Consider the following 18,611-nt stretch of genomic DNA (forward strand, 5'->3'; position numbering starts at 1 on the left):
AACTTAGTCTGATACTTAAAGCGCATCACAAAGCTGTGTTAGTTTCTGTTTAAAAGCATCACTTGAACAGTTTGATAAATAGAACTGTCTAGATTGCCGAGAAAACTCCTCATGATTTGCCATCATGGTCTTTAAACCAGATGTAAGCTCAGCAATATTTGTCCAATTTAAGCCAATCTGCGCCTCTGCGCCAACATATAAATATCGTGGCGCATCTGCTGGCACATAAGCCAACAAGGGATAGGCTGCACCTGATGCCTCTAAGTTAGACTTTCCACCAGGGGTTGGTGCAGAGCCCAAGAAAATATGCGCATCAATACTACATAAGCCATCCCACAGAGATGGCACATTACCCAAATACACAAATAGCTCAGAATCTATCGCCGCTTGTTTTAAGTCATTTTGAATCGTTTGGATCTGCTCTACTGAGAGCTCACCAAAATGGTAATGCTTCCCACCACAAACTTTCAAAGACTCAATGATAATTCGACTTAAACTCACTTCACCCGTCATGCAAAACTTGCCAGCGGAACCTGCAGTTACCGTAGAAAACTGTTGAATAGGATAAACAAACTTTTTTGCACCTAAATCATTTGATGACGTAGGTAGAAAAATAACTGGTTTATTGAGGTCTTGAGCACACAGTTTTGCAATTGACTCAAACAGATCCACATGATTAAAGTGAGCCACAGTACACCCCAGTGCTGGATTATGGTCCGCATGGTGCACAAAATAATACTGGGTATGTAATGTTTTTTGACACGCAGCTATTGCGACGGCATCTTCATGGTGCGATAAAACAAATACGTTTTTTGCACAACTATTGATAAAGGCTGCCAATCTTTTAGCTTTATCTAAATAAGCTTCGTTAGGCAATATCAATACAGGACATTTAATGAATGACGATGAAACCTGTTCAAACAATCGATTCTTTGCAAACCTGTCATAAACATCGGTAATGATTAAAATTGGATTTTCAACCGACTCTAAAATCTCTTGAATGACCTTAGTGTGGCCGCCGTAATTGTAAATTTCTGACGCAATCACGACATTTGCTAACTTACGATCCCGAGAAATAATATCAGTAATGTCCAAATCGATATTTTCTAATACTTGATCAAAATATGGCGTAAATACTTTAGTGCCAACAAATTCTTTTTGAAGTTTGATTGCACTGATTGACTTATAAATCAGCGCTAAAATCTCATTTTGTTGATGAGCATTGCTCAACGCATTAATCGTTGTTTCAAATGCTGATAAATCCAAGTGCGGAGAAATCGTACTTTTCAACTGTGCATGCTGTTCATTTAAATAAATCTCATTGAGATTAGTACTTAACATTTCTGTCAGACATTGTGTGATTACATCGTTTGAACACAATGGATTGATTACTACTGGCTGTTCTTTAAATTCGACTTTCGGAGATTCAACCTTTTGAAATTCAATTTTTTCTAAAAAATCTGCTGCAATGATTTGTGCAGTTTCTGTTGTTAATCCAAACTTCTGACCCAACTCCAGAGCTTCTAATACGGTTGCAACATCTGCGGACTGCATGAGTGCGTCAATGTATGTTACCCAATATTGCTCGTCTTCTGGTTTACATTGCACCGCTTTTTCAAGATGCGGCAATGCTGTATGAACACCATTCAGATTAAACTCAACAATCCCTAAATGATAATTAGCTTCTGCATTGTCAGGTTGGATATTCAAAACCTCTTGATATAAAAGCGCGGCTTGCTCTAGTTCGCCTGCTGCTTCATGGCGCCCTGCCATCTGCATCACTTCAAGCATGGCATGTTGTAACGCAATTTGTTGTGAACTTCCACTTTCCCACTTGTTAAAATATAGTTGGCATTTCTGCGCCCAATGTGGCGAGCCAAATGCACCTTTACTTTGATGGGTTAATTTTATTGGCCAGGTACCTAAGCTTAAACCCGCTTCCCTAGCACTTCTGCAAAAGTCTACGTCGTAAAGATGGAAGTCAAACTGATGGTCAAATCTAACATGGGCTCCATTGAGTGCTGACTTTGTAGTGGCAATAAATACACCGTCTAGCAATTCACAAGGAGCTGGTACATCACCGTAAAACTTATCTTCGCCAAAAGCATGTGGGCCATGCCATACGGTTCCACTTAAGTATTCAGGCTCATCCCAATTAAGCGCTGTATCTACAAAGAGCCAAGCGGGCTGGTTAGGCAATCTACGCTTATTGCCTGCAACGCCAATCACATCAAAGCGCTCAAGCCCTGCAATCATCGTGTCGACAAAGTTAGCTTCATCAATCCATACGTCATCATGAACAAATACAAGAATAGCGCTATCATCAGCGCGTTCAATCGCCTGATTAAACACGTCAGAAAGCCCTAATGTGTTATTAAAAGCAATACTTGCTGATATACCGTTATCTTGTTTCAAATGGCGGTGTAATGAAAGACCGAGTGCGGATTTATTCCAAAATTCTGATTCTGAATATCGCGTCGCACTCACAATCTGTACATGACGGCTTTGGTTACTTTTCATTCGTTGCTGATGGGCATCTTTTGCTTGCGCAACTTTATCAACACCAGCCACAGGATAATGCTCATGCCACATTTCCCATAATGCAATTTCCATGTTTTTTGCAAATCGCTCTGCATCAAACAGAGGTGAAGCAAGCACTTGCGCACGGAGTTTTGCTCTTAAATTAGCAAGCTGACTCAAGTCACTGCAAAGTGACAAAGCAGCATTCAAATAGTCAACTTTAGTTTCAGCCACCCAATCTGCAAGGCATGCAGCACTGAGCATGCTGGCACCTTGCCTTGCAATTAAGCTATCTCCCGCAAGCGTTAAGGTAGGAACACCCATCCATAAAGCTTCGCAAGTTGTCGTGCCGCCAGGGTAAGGGAATGTATCTAATATGACATCCACTTCATGGTGCGCTACAAAATAAGCCTCGCGGGATACAGAACATAAAAGTGTTAATCTATCTGCGCTAATCCCTAACTTAGCAAATCGGGCGACCATATCCGCCGTCACATCAGCATCACCAAAAGATTTACATTGCCAACGCAGCTTAGCATCAGGCAAAGCAAGCATCACTTCTGCCCAAAGTGCCAATACATCGTCACCTGCTTTTGCCAAGGTTTGGAAACTTGCAAAAGTAATATAGCCATTTGTGAGGGCAGGCAAAGCAGACACATCAACCGCTACATGAGGGGCTGTGAAACACAATCTGGTATCTGGTAAGTATTTAATCTTTTCTACAAAGTGAGCATAATGCGCCGCTGGCACACCGACTTCATCAGCAATAAAGTAATCTACACACTTCATACCAGTAGTTGCAAAATAGCCTAACCAGCTCACTTGTATCGGGGCTGGCTTCCAAGCTAGAATCTGTAATCGATTGCCAGATGTATGTCCTGAAAGATCCAATAAAATATCAATACCATCATCATGAATCAACTCAGCTGCAGCTTGATCTGTTAAGCCAACCAAAGACTTCCAGTAAGCAAAGTTTGGTTTAAGTCTGCCAGTAAAAGCATCTTCACGAATATCCGTTAAGTATGCGGTTAGCTCAAACTGGGAGAAATCAACATTTCGTACCCAATTCTCAAGAAAGTAAGCCACTGGATGCTGGCGTAAATCACCAGACATCAAGCCAATACGTAATCGCCTACTATTTGGATGAGATTGCCAAGCGGTGTACGCTTGCACTACCTTGCTGGTCACTACATTATTAAACTCAAGCGCCTGTTGTAAACGATATTCGGCACTGTGATGACCAGAATAATTCATGGCAAATAATAAATTACTTCTTGCCTTGTTTGACGCTGGATCAAACTTGAGTGCTTCGAAGCACTCGTATTCAGCCTCTTCCAAACGGCCTTGGGCAATATAATTCGTGCACAAATTAATATGCGCATTAACATACTCAGGGAAAATCTCAACGGCTTTCTTAAGCGACGCCTCAGCTTTCTTAATCTGCCCAAGGGCAGCTAAAGTCAGCCCTAAGTTACTGTAGAGTAAAGCTTCACTCGGATGTAGTGCTATTGCCTTATCAAAAGCGAGTTCAGCCTCCTGATAACGCTCCATTCTGTGCAAAGCAAGACCTAAGTTGTTATAGGCCAGCCAATAATCTGGATCTAGCTCCAAAGCACGTCGGTAACATACCTCGGCCTCTGAAAACAAGCCTTGATCAGCTTTTGCCAAACCAAGGTCTACATGTACATCTTTACGTGACTGATCAATCGATAGTGCTTGAATAAAATACGGAATAGACTCTGGCACCCTGCCCAACGTCCTTAAATAGACTGCCATTTTGACAGTTGCATCCACTGAATCAGGATGTGCTGAAATGGCAGCGCGTAGACATACCTCCGCCTCCGCCAATCTATCAGATGCATGCAACAGATCGGCAAGATTACTATAAGCCTCAAATTCTGCACCAAACTCAATCGCTCTCTTAAAGCTGTCTTCTGCATCCTGCAATTGACCCAAGGCTTTTGAAACGGCACCTAACCCAATATGTGCAGCAACAAAATCCGGTTGTATTTTCAACACTCTTTCATAGCAATCTTTTGCCTCTGAAAAATGACCCTGATCGTAAAGTACGTGCGCTAAATTATCCAACACCCAAACATTATCAACATCAAAACGTAATGCATTTTTATAGCTTTGTTCGGCCTCTTTTAATAAATCTTGTTTTTTTAAGACATTACCTAAGTTGTAATGTGCTTGCGCAAAGCTAGGATTAAGTTGAATAGCATTTTGATAACAAACAACAGCCGAATCTAGCTGTTGCTGGTCATAGAAACAGTTACCCAAGTTATATTGAGCCTCATAATCATTGGGTAAAAATAGTGCGGCATTTTTTAATGCATCAAGTGCATGCTGCATAGCCCCCTGGTTTTGATAGATAGCGCCAAGCACTTTCCAAGCAAATCCATGTTTAGGGTACTGCTGAACCATAGATGAGGCGATAGCCAATGCTTCGGGGAGTTTTCTTTGATTAAATAACGCCAATAAAGCGTTCATTTCATCTAAAGCAGGATTTGTATTATTTTTAGTTTTAACCATTACCCTATTTCAATCAGCGATAGTTTTAACAAGCAAATAGCAATATAACATGTGATTGCTGCTAGTTTTCGATAATCACATTATTCAGAAACTACAACACAATTGATATTTAAAATAAATACGCAAAAGTAGCTCTCTTTGATATATGCACCATATGCCAACTAGAGCGAGGTTAAAACAAATTCACAATTCAATACTTTTAACTGACTAAATTATGTTTAAAAGCATAATGTGTCAGTTCAGCATTATGTTTAAGCTGCATTTTCTCAAGCAATCGCGTGCGATACATACTCACAGTTTTCACGGAAAGTGAAAGCTTATTTGCCACATCTGTCACAGACAAGCCTGAAGCAATCATAATAAATGTTTGATACTCCCGGTCTGAAAGTAACTCATGTGGCGCTTTTTGATCGTCTCTACCTATCTGATTTGCTAATATCTCGGCCACCTCTGGTGTAATATACTTTTTACCTCGAGCAACTGTTTTAATCGCATTCACTAGCTCTGAGGATGCGCTCTGCTTACACAAGTACCCTGCTGCGCCTGACTTTAAAGCACGAATTGCATACTCATCCTCTCTATGCATAGAAAGCATGAGGACAGCGATATGATTATTTTCTCGCTTAATATATTTAAGTGCCTCTATACCACTTCTGTCAGGTAACGAAATATCTAACAGCAATACATCAGCATCTGGCTGCGAACATAACTTGATTGCCTCATTCGCATTTTGTGCCTCAGCAATCACTAAGATATCATCAGTTTCAGATAGAATTTGCTTAAGGCCAGCTCTTAAAATTGCATGATCATCAGCGATAATGACTTTTATTTTAGGTTTTTTACTCATCACTCACACCATCGTTTCATTTTTGAACAGCCATTCACGCGAATTTTTTTGAATAGCTACTAAAGATTATTAGCAAAAAAGCGACAACCACTACTCTATGGGTAAAGTCACAGTAATAGCAGTGCCGTGTTCAGCGAGTTTATCAATATCAAAACTACCGTATAGCGCGGCAACACGCTCTTGCATACCCCTTAAACCAAAAGAATTAGGTTTGTAGGTATCTGCAAAATCAATACCTACACCATTATCACTAATTTTCATGATTATTTCACCATAATGTAGATTCAACTCTACATGAACAGATGTCGCATTGGCATGCTTTGCAATGTTAGACATCGACTCCTGACAAATCCTAAACAAAGTAATCGCCTGATCGGGGGTGACTACAATTTCAGATTGATTCGTTGTAAAAGTGCACGATACACCCACTTGTTTTTCAAATTCTTTAGCCTGCCACTCCAGTGCGGCAACAATACCCAAATCCAGAATATTAGGCCTCAAATCGCTCGATATCTTATGTATAGACTCAAATGTACTGTCTACAATAGATTCCAACGCCTTTGCGTGCTCAATAGAAACTGATTGACCTGTGGCTATTCGATTAATAATCGACGCCAAACTAATTTTAATTGCTGTTAAATTCCCACCTAGATCATCATGAATTTCCCGTGCAATTCTAGTTCGCTCTAGCTCTTTAATTTGATTCATGTGCACAGTTAATTGCGCCAACTCATGACGAGACTCCTGTAACTCATGTTTTTCATTTTTACTTTGCGTGATGTTAATCATGATTCCAACCCACTGAATAACCCCATCATTCAACACTTTGGGAATTGCGCGCAAATTAATCCATTTGTTATCTTGCCAATCATTAATCCAAACCCTGCCCTCCCAATCGACCTGAATTAGCTCATCAGCAGAGAGTTTCAAACGCTTCCTTAATGAAGCCCTGTCTCTTGGATTCATCATTGCAAAAAATAGCTTTGATTGCTGCATCAAATCAGATGCACTAAAACCTAGCAATGCTTTACACCCATCACTAAGGTAGTTAAAAACCACGTCACCTTTAGGATCAAGCTGTAGCTGAAAAACTAAACCTGGTGTGTTCGAGATAATCGCTTCAACCCTCGACTCACTATCCAATAAAACTTGGTTAAATGTGCTTTTACATTCACGACAATCACTTACTGATATCGGTAAGAAGTCATTTTTAATGATTAACAAAAAAGTTTTCTGAGCTGCTGTAATCAATTTAACGCGTAACTGATCATGCCCTTTATGTCCAATCAATGGTGTCTGATCCTGCATCAGCCGCAAAAAATCTTGATCGTTTTTATGGGTGTACAGATGCGCCTGTAAAGTTGTTTTACTCACACCAAGTAGATCTAAAAGCTTGTGAGATTGCAGCTCAGTCAAGCTGCAATGAGTGTTGTTTAATACACTGCTGTTAACATATATAAGCTTCATATCTGAAGCATCAATCAGATAAATTTCATCTGCAACTGCGTTTAATAGCTCACTCAAAAACTGTGGGTTCTCATTAAAAAATACAGGCAGAGACGCTTGAGGCACTTTAATCGAAACTGTCATTTGATTAAACCTTATATTTTCAATAAGTGATAGAAATACTCAATAGCAGAAAGTATCCAAAAAACAACTTAGCAAAATCACTTTGGATAGATAAACTTATTATACATTTAAGTATCTCTTCAAAAGGACTAGGTATCATCTAAAGTGCTACTATTGAAACTGAACGTTAACTTTTAAAGTTAACGTGGCTTGTTGCTCAATTTAAAAAAGGCATCAGCACACTTTTTTTTCAACCCTATTTTAAGACATAATGATGGGGTGCTTTAATAATAACCAATGAGAAAACATGCGCATATTGTTAATTGACAACACCGAACTCAACATCACATTACTGAAACATCTGATTAAAAAGATTCCAGAATATGAGTCGATTGCATTTACCAATCCGGTTAAAGCACTCCTTTGGTGTAGAGACAACGAACCTGACTTAGTCGTGGTCAATTACGCAATGCCTGAGATGGATGGTATTCAATTCACGCAGCAGTTCAGAGGTTTCGTGAACAACGAAGACATTCCAGTCTTGATGGTAACCGCCAATAGTGACACATCAATACGTCAAAAGGCTCTTGCAAGCGGAGTCACTGATTTTTTAAATAAACCTTTAGACAATATTGAATTTATCACCCGTGCAAGAAACATGCTTGCATTACGCCAAAGCCAAAAAGCCTTAATAGATCGCGCAGCATGGTTAGATGATGAAGTACGTAAAGCCACTGCAAAAATTAAAGATCAAGAACGTGAAACTATATTTTGTTTGGCAAAAGCCGCTGAATATCGAGATCCTGAAACTGGCGCTCACATTCAGCGCATGGCCCATTACTCTAAGCATATTGCACATGTGCTCGGCTTATCGCTGCAAAAACAAGAGCTACTGCTTGAAGCCGCCCCAATGCATGATATTGGCAAAGTTGGTATTCCAGATGCTATTTTGCTCAAACCTGGACGTCTGACTCCAGAAGAGTTTGTCATTATGAAACAGCATGCAGCGATTGGTTACGAACTGCTCAATGCCAATAGTGCTCCTTTACTCAAAATTGCTGCTGAAATAGCACTCACACATCATGAAAAATATGATGGAAGCGGTTACCCTAATAGTCTATCTGGTGAAAATATTCCTTTGTTTGGAAGGATTGTGGCTGTAGCCGACGTATTTGATGCACTCACTTCAGAGCGCCCATATAAAAAAGCTTGGTCAGTAGAAGAAGCCTGCCAACTGCTTCGAGACGGTAGTGGCAAACATTTTGACCCATCATGTGTTGATGCATTTTTTAGTGACTTTGATGAAATCATCAAGATCAAAAACACTTTCCTAGATGATATTCATGAGGATGGAAGCCATGTTCTATTTTGAGTCAAAACAACAAGCAAAATAAATGCGAGTAATTTCGAGCTAAGCAAGACAGACACAAAAATCAACAAAGCACTAACGTAAATCCAGCAAAGTATTGTAAAATTGCATCTGGCGGGCCTCCCCGCATTGTGAAGTAGCCAATCTGGTCAGGTGCGGAAGCAAGCAGCCACAACTATTAAGCAAGTGCCGGGGTCAAGGCTCGCCTCTTCTTCTCTTTAGCAAAAGCACAATTTAAAAGTTAAAGAATCTCCTAATAATTTAAAGACGAAAATACAATTTTCAGCTAAAGTTTAGGCTATGTCATATCAAGTGCTCGCGCGTAAATGGCGCCCAAAATCGTTTGAAACACTGGTCGGTCAAGACCACGTAGTCCGTGCGCTCACCAATGCTCTTGAACAAAACCGATTGCACCACGCCTACTTATTCACAGGCACACGAGGTGTCGGTAAAACTACACTCGCGCGTATTCTAGCAAAATCTCTTAACTGTGAAACAGGCATCACCGCAAAGCCATGTGGTGTTTGCAATGCCTGTACAGAAATAGATAAAGGCCGATTTGTTGATTTAATCGAAGTCGATGCAGCAAGCAACACGCAGGTAGATGCCATGCGCGACTTATTAGATAACGCACAATACGCACCAACCGCTGGTCGCTTCAAGGTCTACATTATTGATGAAGTACATATGCTCTCGAAAAGCGCGTTTAATGCCATGCTAAAAACGCTGGAAGAGCCACCAGCCCACGTCAAATTTATTCTAGCAACCACAGACCCTCAAAAAGTACCGGTAACAGTGCTCTCACGTTGCTTACAGTTTAATTTACGCCAAATGGCCGGCACTTCAATTACAGGTCATTTGCAAAACATTCTCACACAGGAAAATATCTCATTTGAGCCAACAGCTCTGCACTTAATCTCTCGTGCCGCTGCAGGCAGCATGCGCGATGCATTATCTCTTACAGATCAAGCAATTGCGTACGGCGGTCAAACAGTCAATGAGTCAGAAGTACGCGCCATGTTAGGGGCGATTGACCAAAGTTATTTATACCAACTCCTTGACGCCCTACTTGCCAATGACGGCAACAGTCTGATTAGTCAAGCAAAGGCGATGGAAGAGCGTAGTATATCTTTTGATGCTGCACTTAACGATCTTGCACAATTACTGCATCAAGTCGCTGTCGCACAAACGGTACCAGAAAGTGTCGCAAATGACCTCCCAGAGCGCGAAGCACTATTAAATCTAGCTCAAAAAATTCAGCCCGAGACTTTGCAACTTTACTATCAAATAGCGTTATTGGGACGCCGCGATATTGGCTTAGCGCCAGATGAGTTTGCTGGCTTCACCATGAGTTTGTTACGCATGCTTGCATTTACGCCAAACGAAAGCACCAGTGCCGCCAGCAAAAGCAAAATATCGAGCGTTACTAACAACAACATACCGATTAGTAGCGCGCGCGCGATGGCGCCAATCTATCAAGGTGAAAACACAAGCAAGCAAGAAGCCGCTACTGAAGTTGATTACGCACCAACGACTAACGAATATGAATTAATAAAAGATGACGCTAACCAACCTGCATCAACGCTTGCTGAAAACTCAGCTGCACCCCTACACGCTAGCAACAACAATTTTAATGGTAATTGGCGTGCATTAGTAGACGCATTAAAGCTCGGCCTTGCCAGAGAGCTAGCCAAACACTGTGAGTTGATTGCCTACGATGAGCAGAGCATCTCGCTAAGCGTACCTGAAAGCCAGAAGCACTTAGTTTCACCGAATTACCAAGAAAAATTAACAACGGCAATTAGTCAGCATTTTGACCGTAAAATCAAACTGCAATTTAGTATTGGCGGTTCAGGCAACACACCTGCCAAACAAATTTATCAAGAAAAAGCTCAAGCACAGGCTAATGCTGAGAATGCAATAGAAGAAGACAGTTTTGTACAGGCGCTTATTGATGACTTCGGCGCAACAATTATCCCAAACAGTATCAAACCAATTTAATCAAATTTAGGAGAATAATATGATGAAAGGTGGCATGGGAAATCTCATGAAACAAGCCCAGCAAATGCAAGCCAACATGCAAAAGGCGCAAGAAGAGCTTGCCAACATTGAGGTTGAAGGTGTTGCAGCTAACGGCTTAGTAAAAGTGCAAATGACCTGCAAAAATGAAGTAAAGCGCGTCACATTAGACGACAGCGTCATGGATGACAAAGAGACTCTAGAAGATTTATTAGTGATTGCATTAAAAGATGCCACAGCAAAAGCTGAAGCAACCTCATCTTCACGCCTATCAAGCTTTATGCCAGCTGGCATGAAACTTCCATTCTAATATTAGCCTTAATTAAGACTTTGATGAAAAACCCGCCTGCGCTTGAACAACTCATTGAGAGCTTACGTTGTTTACCAGGTGTAGGGCCAAAGTCGGCACAGCGAATGGCCTACTACCTTTTACAACGTGATAGACAAGGTGCAAATGGCTTAGCATTGGCGCTAGACAACGCTTTGCAAGTGGTTGATCACTGCAAACTGTGCAACACCTTTAGTGAGCAACCCATTTGCCCACTGTGTGAGTCAGCGCAGCGGGACAAAACAGTGCTATGTGTTGTAGAAATGCCAACTGACCTCATCATGCTAGAGAACACGCGCGCATACACAGGTATGTATTTTGTACTGATGGGCAGACTGTCGCCACTGGATGGTATTGGTCCTAAAGAAATTCATTTAGACAAACTGATTAAACGTGCGAACGATGGCATTGTAGAAGAAGTCGTTCTCGCTACCAATTACACAGTAGAAGGTGACGCAACAGCCCACTACATTAGTGAGTTATTGCGTGTTCGCGGCATAAAAGTTAGTCGTATTGCACGGGGCATGCCGATGGGTGGCGAGATTGAATACGTTGACTCAGGAACATTGGCACAAGCTATGTTAGAACGTAGAAGCGTATTTAAATAGAAACAGACTAGACGTCAGAAACTAATAAAATCTAAGCATTAACCAATGCGAGCAAATCTAATGGCTCATTAATCGACTGATCTGCACCCCAACTTGCTGGTTTGTCAGTATCGGCAATATATCCATATAGCGCTACAACAGTGCGCATTCCTGCGGCCTTCCCTGCCTGAATATCTCGCTCAGCGTCACCTACATACCAACATTGCTCCGCCTTAATATCTGCTTGTTTACATGCCATCAACAAAGTGTCAGGAGCAGGCTTAGGTTGTGGCGCATCATCACCACTAATGACACAGGCTGCTCGCGTCAACAAACCGATACTATGCATTAATGGTTGCGTAAAACGGCGCGGCTTATTGGTCACCACACCCCAGGGTATATCTTTAGCCTCTAGCGTAGTCAACAACTCAGAGATACCGTCAAAAAGAATTGGCTTGCGTGTTAACACTTGGTCATAGATGGCGAGATACTCATCCCGCATCTTATCAAATAGCGCGTCATCGGCTGTCAAATCGAATCCAACTGCTAACAAACCCTTAGAACCATGTGAAGCATAAGGCCTAATAATGTCAAGTGGTAACTCAGCCAAACCATGGCGCGCTCGTTGCAAATTAAGCGCATAAGCAAGATCATGCGCGGTGTCTACTAAGGTGCCGTCTAAATCAAATAAAATCATGACTGATAATCACTAAGCTCTGTGTGTAGTAAATAATTAACAGATACATCATTACTCAGCGAATAATGCTGCGTAAAAGGTTGGTAACTCATACCACGCATACCAGCAACAGTTAAACCAGATTGCCTCACCCAATTGGATAATTCTGATGGCTTAATAAATTTTGCGTAATCATGCGTACCTTTTGGCAACATGTTCAATATATACTCAGCACCCAGCACTGCAAATAAATAAGCTTTAGGATTACGGTTAATCGTTGAAAAGAAGACAGCGCCACCAGGCTTCACTAGTTTTGCACACGCAGCGACGATAGAGGCTGGGTCAGGCACATGCTCTAACATTTCCATACACGTGACAATATCAAAACTTGCAGGTTGCTCAAGCGCTAATTGCTCTACTGAAGTAAGGATATAACTTACTTTTGCACCGCTTTCTAACTGATGCAATTTAGCCACATTGAGTGCTTTTTCACCCAAATCTATCCCGGTCACATCAGCACCTTTAAAATACATAGATTCGGACAAAATTCCACCGCCACAACCTACATCAAGTACACGCTTACCACTCAAGCTAGCTAAACTATCGATGTAATTCAAGCGTAGTGGGTTAATTTCATGTAAAGGTTTAAATTCGCTATTTTTATCCCACCACTTATGGGCAAGCTCGCCAAATTTCTGCAACTCTAGTACATCGGCGTTTAATGTTTGTATTGTCTTAGCTTCGGTTGCCATGTTTGGATAATTTCCTTTAACTCTACTGGTTCTATATTTGCGTATGTCCCATGGCTGTAACGCAACTCACCTGCCACCCAAGTATGGGTCACATGCTCTCGCCCACAGCTGTAAACCAAATGCGAAACAGGATCATAACAAGGTGAGATTGAAAAGTCGCTTAATTTAACAGCGACTAAATCGGCCTGCTTACCTATTTCAATACTACCAACCTTATTCTCTAATCCGATTGCTCTTGCTGCGTTAATGGTCACCATTTTAAGCGCTTGGTGAGCAGGCAGTACTGAGGCGTCCTCAGTAACACCTTTTGATAATAAAGCAGCAAGACGCATCTCACTGAACATATCAAGGCGATTATTACTTGCAGCACCATCTGTACCGATGCATACGTTGACATTATTTTTTAATAAAGCACTAATTGGCGCAATACCACTTCCTAACTTCAAGTTAGAAGCCGGGCAATGAGCAACATGGCATCCATACTCAGCTAACATATCAATCTCATGTGGCATCAAATGTACGCCATGTGCAGCAATAAAACCTGGCCCAAGCAAACCGATATCTGCAACTCGTTGAATAGGTCTCACACCATAGCTAGCCTCACTCTGGCTTATCTCATCACGTGTTTCGTGTAAATGCGTATGTATCCCTAAGCCCAACTGCTCTGCATAGGTCAATACCTTCTCAAAAGTCTGGTTTGATATCGTATAAGGTGCATGAGGCGCTAATGATGAACTTATTAATGGATTACTGCGCCAACTATCATGCGCCTCAAATCCTTTTTGCAAATAATCATCGGCATCAGCCGCATAGTTTGTAGGAAACTCAAGCACAGTTAAGCCCAAATGTGCTCGAATACCAGCTTTACTAGCTGCGGCTGCAGTTGCCTGCGGATAAAAATACATATCATTAAAGCAAGTTGTACCACCACTCAGCATTTCAGCACTCGCAAGCAAAGATGCATCTTCAACATAACGCTCTGTTACGATAGCGCGCTCTGCAGGCCAAATATGATTATTCAACCAAATCATTAAAGGCTGATCATCTGCAATCCCTCTCATTAATGTCATCGCAGCATGCGTATGCGCATTAATCAAGCCTGGAATTAAAACATGATCATCTAAAACGACTGACTCAGTTGCTGTATATCTAATTCTAGCTTGAGCTGTTGGCAGTACATCAACAATCACCTGATGATGAATGACAACAGTGTAAAACTCATGCAAATTATTGCTTGAATCCACAGGGACAACCCAACGTGCTTCAATCATCAGTTCAACATGAGTTACCAGTGTTGGTAATTGTTCTTGTTTTGTCATAGAACCTCATTCTACCAATAAAAAAGCCCCGCAGAGCGGGGCTTTTTAAAACTAGAAAAATTATTTACAACCTTTTTCCATTGAGCGTGTTGCTTCAATCTCAACACGACGGTTTGGCGCTAAACATTCAATTAATGCTTTACGACCTTTTACGCCATCGCAATCAACCACAGGCACTAATTCACCTTTACCAACAGCAACTAAACGATCAGCTTCAATACCTTGAGCAATCAAATAATCACGCACTTGGTTAGCACGTTTTTCAGATAGTTTTTGGTTGTAAGCTTCACTACCAAGTTTATCTGTGTGGCCAACCACTTTAACGCTTGCAAATATTTTATTTTCTTTCATTTTAGGCACAACTTCGTTGTCTAAAACGCTAGTATCTTTTAATTTAGCTTCGTCAAAAGCAAATAATTTAGAAGCTTCAATTGTGATTGTTTCATACTCAGGTACACATACTGGTGCTGGCGCAGGTTCAGCAGCAGCGACAACTGGTGATGGTGCAACTGGTGCTGGCTCAGGCTCAACTGCCGCTACTGGCATTAAAGCTGGCGCGCCAAAGCGAATAATACCGCCTAAGCTTAATAGCGTATTACCGATTGTGTTTGTGTCTCTGTCAAAAGCACCGCTATCTGTCGTAGTTTTTGCACGGCTCCATTGATGGCGAACATCAGCTTGTAAGCCAAATGTATCGTTAAACAGATATTGTGCACCTAAACCAACATTTGCTAACCATGAAGTTTTTTTAGCATCAACGTCTGCTGTCGCGTGGCTGTAGTCAACATCATTACGTGCTACACCTAAACCTGCTAACAAGAATGGACGGAATTTATCACGACTAAACATGTATAAAGCATCAACGCCTAATGTCGTTTGTTTATAACGGCCACCAACACCAGCAATGCCTGTGTCTTCACTTGCACGGTTATAACCTAAACCACCTTGGATGTCCCAATGCTCAGACAATTCTTTACCAAGTTTGATGAATGCGCCACCACCGTTATCAGCTTCTAGGTCGCTGTCTGTATCCATGTAGCTAACACCTGGTACTGCATACCAAGCGCCACGATACATATCTTCTGCAGACACAGCAAATGCCGCTAAACCTAATGTCGCTGCAACAGCGATATTCAAGATATTCTTTTTCATTCTTATTACTCCTTGTTAATGAATCTTTTACTGAAGTGATAATACCCATATAGTGAAGATAACGCAACCTCCTATGTATTGTAGATATTAGCTTTCAGCTACTTTTGTTGCTTAAATACAACAAATCTACAACAATTCACGAATTACTTTTATTTTGTCTCCATCTAAACTTAGCTTACGTTGATTACCAACACTCACTCCACCTCTAAAACCAATATAGGTTGGGGTATATGCAACCACTTTTTCTAGATGTTGTATGCCGAGCGATCCCGCCAACCCAAAAACCATCGCATGATCTTTGACTCGCCTTGAAAATGACATCATTTGCTTTTCAGTATAATAATCCATGAAAGTAGCACCATTTTTCTGTGCGGTATCTAACATAACACCATAAAAACCTGCATGTTTAATAAGATCAAGTAAATATTCTGGATACTGAATCTCTGCGAATAGAACTGCAATTAACTTGATACCTTTTTTTGCACTTTCACTTAAAGCCACTAAGCATGACTGATAGTCTTCTGATTCAAAAAAACCAACTTTTACAAAATCAACGTTTGTACTGGCCACAGCCAATACCTGCCGAGAGATTAATTCCGCTTCCATCGGTAAGTCACCAACTGTTGCACTAGTGTATTGCTGGTAGTGGGCTCTGTGCGCTTTTACAAAACTAACGACCTCTTGGATGGTAGTAATAGGTAACGCACCTAATGCACCTTGACGGGGGTCTTTTAGATCAATCAAATCAGCACCGTGTGTCAACGCCAACCGTGCTTCTTTGATATCTGTCACGCTAATCAATAATTGTGTCATGCAAATGCAATTCTTAAACCGATGTTGTTTATAAATTAAGCCTAATTTTCTTAACCTAAATTCTCTTAAGCTAAGTTTTCAAAGTTAAGTGCTGCTTTATGATTTTTCACCATCTCAATTAACCATCCCCATGCTTCCAGCTCTCGTGGCCCTGCTGTTTTTTCAATGGCAATGGTTAAATAATCCATTTCTTGGCAAATTTTCTCTAATGGTAATCTTTTTAATCGGCTGACTAAAACCGCAAGCTCAATCACTGCGGCTTGCGCTCGGTTAAAGCCTTGAAAAGGCTGATGATATTCTTCATGCACTACTTCTAGAAAAAGTTGTGGGCGTACATCATCATCCTCAAATTTCACTAACTTAAGTTCCTTATGAGACAATACTTCAGAGAGCCTAACGCCATGAATTTGAGTAGCTGCAACTAGACTGCCAACAGACCTTGAAGTTAACGCCGCAGCAAACACACGAACATCATCTGTTAAATTAACCACTGCGTACCCAGTAGCTAATATATTCGATAAAGTTGTTGATGGTTTAAATGGAGAAATCACAACTAATCCATCTTGCATTCGTATACCAAACGGCGTGACATGAGCAACGCCTTGCATATCTATAGAGCTAATGATGGTTTCATAAATCATACTTTTAAACTTTCATTTTTGATTGCGAGTGTAGTTACATTTGCTGTCACTACTATTTCCACGCAAATTCTCTAAACATCTTTTTTGGCACGCTTTTCTTTAATTGAAGCCTCACGATGCGCTACCTTACCGTCAACATCGGTACGCTTAGCATTAATACCCCAGTCTAACTCCTGATCTTGCACGTAGCGTTTACCCAACTGCCATGCGATTTGTGCGCGAGCCAACTCAACGCCTAGATAAAAAGCATGCGAAGCATCGTCATCTACTTTTAAATCCGGATACAGCACAAAGGGATCCAGCGCATCGTAGATACCATCTCTGTTGTAAACATGTAGCCCCTGCTCACTCACCTGAATACGAAAGCTAGGGTCTTTGATTTGTGATGCAATCTCTTTGATCTCGTCTGCACTGTAGGTAAACGGACGTCTATCATGTAGTCCTAGCAAACGATTACTGTAGCCGCGCGGCAACCTATCGTCACGTTTGGCAGCATACATAGTACGTCTGGCAATATCAGCTTCTGCAATTGCATTGATTGCGTGAGGGCTTACTGAGGTTGCAAGCACGGCACTCACATTAAGCTCGCTAATCATCCCGAACAGCAGTGCATTGATTCCTGTCGTGTCTGCATCGGTTAGTTCAGTGAGATTACCAATGCCCATCATGATCTCTATATCAGGATACTTCTTACGGAGCTGATGGTATCGAACAATCGAATCAGTTAATCCAAAGTGTATAGGGTCAAGAATTGCATCAGCAATAAAAGGTTTACCTAGTTTAATACATGCATCTATCGCACGATACAACGAAGGTAAGCTATGCGGCTTTGCTGGAATCAAGATTGGCGTAGAAGCCACCTCTTGCGCGATCCAAAGTGTTTTTTCAGTGAGACTTAACAGATAATCAGCACCAGCATGCCCTGCTGTGAGTAAGTCATCTGTATTTAGCGAATCAACACTTACATTCAACCCTTGCTGCTTTAATGTCCGAATGGTTTCTGCCAAGTGTGGAAAAGGTACTGCTGGCAAACAGCCAAGATCAATGACATTTGCACCCTGTGCCTGATATTGCAGCGCTTTTTGTAGGACACCTTCAACACTTAAATACGGTGCGTCTACAATCTCAGCGAATATTTTTACTTGATATTGGCTTAAATCTGGCACTACGCCTTGATGCCCAAAGTATTGCGGTAGGTCTTTTAAATCTGCAGGACCTCGCTCTACAGGAACGCCGTATTTAGCCTCAAGCATCGTCAAGTCACCTTGACACAAGCCTGGCACAATCACTTTATCAGCATCGCCAGTTTCTTTGACTCTACGTGCAATTAAATCTGGAGTCATTAACGCAGCAACGGACACCCCGATCTGCTCTACACGATACTTAAAAGGCGGCGTTTTTGGATTACTTTGCACTTCACTTAGTACTTTGTTCAGACTTTTTTCGGCAAGCTTACCCGTTAAAAAAAGTAGATTCTTTGTCAT

The 18,611-nt window shown here is 41.4% G+C and carries 14 protein-coding genes and 1 other RNA gene; 5 read left to right on the forward strand and 10 right to left on the reverse strand.

Annotation, left to right across the window (positions count from 1 at the left end; genetic code table 11):
• Positions 1-15 precede the first annotated feature (15 nt).
• The 3 genes from A391_RS0109295 to A391_RS0109305 all read right to left on the reverse strand — a co-directional run bounded on the left by A391_RS0109295 (position 16) and on the right by A391_RS0109305 (position 7,492).
• Complete coding sequence (locus A391_RS0109295) at positions 16-5,055, reverse strand: tetratricopeptide repeat protein (protein ID WP_019898940.1); 5,040 nt, start codon at positions 5,053-5,055, stop codon at positions 16-18.
• A gap of 199 nt (positions 5,056-5,254) precedes the next feature.
• Positions 5,255-5,902: a response regulator gene (locus A391_RS0109300; RefSeq protein ID WP_029144104.1), complete on the reverse strand. Its 648-nt coding sequence runs from the start codon at positions 5,900-5,902 to the stop codon at positions 5,255-5,257.
• Positions 5,903-5,992: 90 nt separating this feature from the next.
• Complete coding sequence (locus tag A391_RS0109305; RefSeq protein WP_019898943.1) at positions 5,993-7,492, reverse strand: sensor histidine kinase; 1,500 nt, start codon at positions 7,490-7,492, stop codon at positions 5,993-5,995.
• A 286-nt stretch (positions 7,493-7,778) separates the two neighbouring features.
• On the opposite strand from A391_RS0109305, the gene A391_RS0109310 reads away from it, so the two are divergent.
• The 5 genes from A391_RS0109310 (at position 7,779) to recR (ending at position 11,795) form a co-directional block, all read left to right on the forward strand.
• The gene (locus tag A391_RS0109310; protein ID WP_019898944.1) at positions 7,779-8,843 is read left to right on the forward strand and encodes an HD domain-containing phosphohydrolase; all 1,065 of its coding nucleotides are present in this window, start codon (positions 7,779-7,781) and stop codon (positions 8,841-8,843) included.
• Between the two features lie 110 nt (positions 8,844-8,953).
• Positions 8,954-9,050: signal recognition particle sRNA small type (gene ffs, locus A391_RS14345), an RNA gene on the forward strand.
• Between the two features lie 90 nt (positions 9,051-9,140).
• Positions 9,141-10,841, forward strand: a complete 1,701-nt coding sequence (gene dnaX / locus A391_RS0109315; protein WP_019898945.1) for a DNA polymerase III subunit gamma/tau — start codon at positions 9,141-9,143, stop codon at positions 10,839-10,841.
• 19 nt (positions 10,842-10,860) lie between these two features.
• A complete protein-coding gene (locus A391_RS0109320) occupies positions 10,861-11,169 on the forward strand; it encodes a YbaB/EbfC family nucleoid-associated protein (RefSeq protein WP_019898946.1) in 309 nt (102 codons plus the stop codon).
• Between the two features lie 23 nt (positions 11,170-11,192).
• The gene (gene recR / locus A391_RS0109325; RefSeq protein WP_019898947.1) at positions 11,193-11,795 is read left to right on the forward strand and encodes a recombination mediator RecR; all 603 of its coding nucleotides are present in this window, start codon (positions 11,193-11,195) and stop codon (positions 11,793-11,795) included.
• A gap of 31 nt (positions 11,796-11,826) precedes the next feature.
• Here the strand turns inward: recR and A391_RS0109330 are convergent, their stop codons facing one another.
• The 7 genes from A391_RS0109330 to A391_RS0109360 all read right to left on the reverse strand — a co-directional run bounded on the left by A391_RS0109330 (position 11,827) and on the right by A391_RS0109360 (position 18,611).
• Complete coding sequence (locus A391_RS0109330; RefSeq protein WP_019898948.1) at positions 11,827-12,471, reverse strand: HAD family hydrolase; 645 nt, start codon at positions 12,469-12,471, stop codon at positions 11,827-11,829.
• Positions 12,468-13,202, reverse strand: a complete 735-nt coding sequence (gene ubiG / locus A391_RS0109335) for a bifunctional 2-polyprenyl-6-hydroxyphenol methylase/3-demethylubiquinol 3-O-methyltransferase UbiG (RefSeq protein ID WP_019898949.1) — start codon at positions 13,200-13,202, stop codon at positions 12,468-12,470. Before ubiG ends, A391_RS0109330 begins: the two co-directional genes overlap by 4 nt.
• Positions 13,169-14,521 (reverse strand): TRZ/ATZ family hydrolase, encoded by a 1,353-nt coding sequence (locus tag A391_RS0109340; protein ID WP_019898950.1) that lies wholly within the window; start codon positions 14,519-14,521, stop codon positions 13,169-13,171. The genes ubiG and A391_RS0109340 overlap by 34 nt, the downstream gene beginning before the upstream one ends.
• Before the next feature lie 60 nt (positions 14,522-14,581).
• Positions 14,582-15,673 (reverse strand): outer membrane beta-barrel protein, encoded by a 1,092-nt coding sequence (locus A391_RS0109345; protein ID WP_019898951.1) that lies wholly within the window; start codon positions 15,671-15,673, stop codon positions 14,582-14,584.
• A 126-nt stretch (positions 15,674-15,799) separates the two neighbouring features.
• Positions 15,800-16,486, reverse strand: coding sequence for a (5-formylfuran-3-yl)methyl phosphate synthase (locus tag A391_RS0109350; protein WP_019898952.1), 687 nt, complete (start codon positions 16,484-16,486; stop codon positions 15,800-15,802).
• A 65-nt stretch (positions 16,487-16,551) separates the two neighbouring features.
• Positions 16,552-17,127 carry a DUF447 domain-containing protein gene (locus A391_RS0109355; RefSeq protein ID WP_019898954.1) on the reverse strand — a complete coding sequence of 192 codons (576 nt, stop codon included), beginning with the start codon at positions 17,125-17,127 and terminating at the stop codon, positions 16,552-16,554.
• 71 nt (positions 17,128-17,198) lie between these two features.
• The gene (locus tag A391_RS0109360; RefSeq protein ID WP_019898956.1) at positions 17,199-18,611 is read right to left on the reverse strand and encodes a DUF6513 domain-containing protein; all 1,413 of its coding nucleotides are present in this window, start codon (positions 18,609-18,611) and stop codon (positions 17,199-17,201) included.

It is taken from the genome of Methylotenera mobilis 13, assembly GCF_000384255.1.
Lineage (GTDB): Bacteria > Pseudomonadota > Gammaproteobacteria > Burkholderiales > Methylophilaceae > Methylotenera > Methylotenera mobilis_B.

Bases quoted from the DNA above. Each gene is read 5' to 3' on its own strand.
- A391_RS0109295 (WP_019898940.1), bottom strand. From the start codon at position 5,055: ATGGTTAAAACTAAAAATAATACAAATCCTGCTTTAGATGAAATGAAC.
- A391_RS0109300 (WP_029144104.1), bottom strand. From the start codon at position 5,902: ATGAGTAAAAAACCTAAAATAAAAGTCATTATCGCTGATGATCATGCA.
- A391_RS0109305 (WP_019898943.1), bottom strand. From the start codon at position 7,492: ATGACAGTTTCGATTAAAGTGCCTCAAGCGTCTCTGCCTGTATTTTTT.
- A391_RS0109310 (WP_019898944.1), top strand. From the start codon at position 7,779: ATGCGCATATTGTTAATTGACAACACCGAACTCAACATCACATTACTG.
- dnaX (WP_019898945.1), top strand. From the start codon at position 9,141: ATGTCATATCAAGTGCTCGCGCGTAAATGGCGCCCAAAATCGTTTGAA.
- A391_RS0109320 (WP_019898946.1), top strand. From the start codon at position 10,861: ATGATGAAAGGTGGCATGGGAAATCTCATGAAACAAGCCCAGCAAATG.
- recR (WP_019898947.1), top strand. From the start codon at position 11,193: ATGAAAAACCCGCCTGCGCTTGAACAACTCATTGAGAGCTTACGTTGT.
- A391_RS0109330 (WP_019898948.1), bottom strand. From the start codon at position 12,471: ATGATTTTATTTGATTTAGACGGCACCTTAGTAGACACCGCGCATGAT.
- ubiG (WP_019898949.1), bottom strand. From the start codon at position 13,202: ATGGCAACCGAAGCTAAGACAATACAAACATTAAACGCCGATGTACTA.
- A391_RS0109340 (WP_019898950.1), bottom strand. From the start codon at position 14,521: ATGACAAAACAAGAACAATTACCAACACTGGTAACTCATGTTGAACTG.
- A391_RS0109345 (WP_019898951.1), bottom strand. From the start codon at position 15,673: ATGAAAAAGAATATCTTGAATATCGCTGTTGCAGCGACATTAGGTTTA.
- A391_RS0109350 (WP_019898952.1), bottom strand. From the start codon at position 16,486: ATGACACAATTATTGATTAGCGTGACAGATATCAAAGAAGCACGGTTG.
- A391_RS0109355 (WP_019898954.1), bottom strand. From the start codon at position 17,127: ATGATTTATGAAACCATCATTAGCTCTATAGATATGCAAGGCGTTGCT.
- A391_RS0109360 (WP_019898956.1), bottom strand. From the start codon at position 18,611: ATGACAAAGAATCTACTTTTTTTAACGGGTAAGCTTGCCGAAAAAAGT.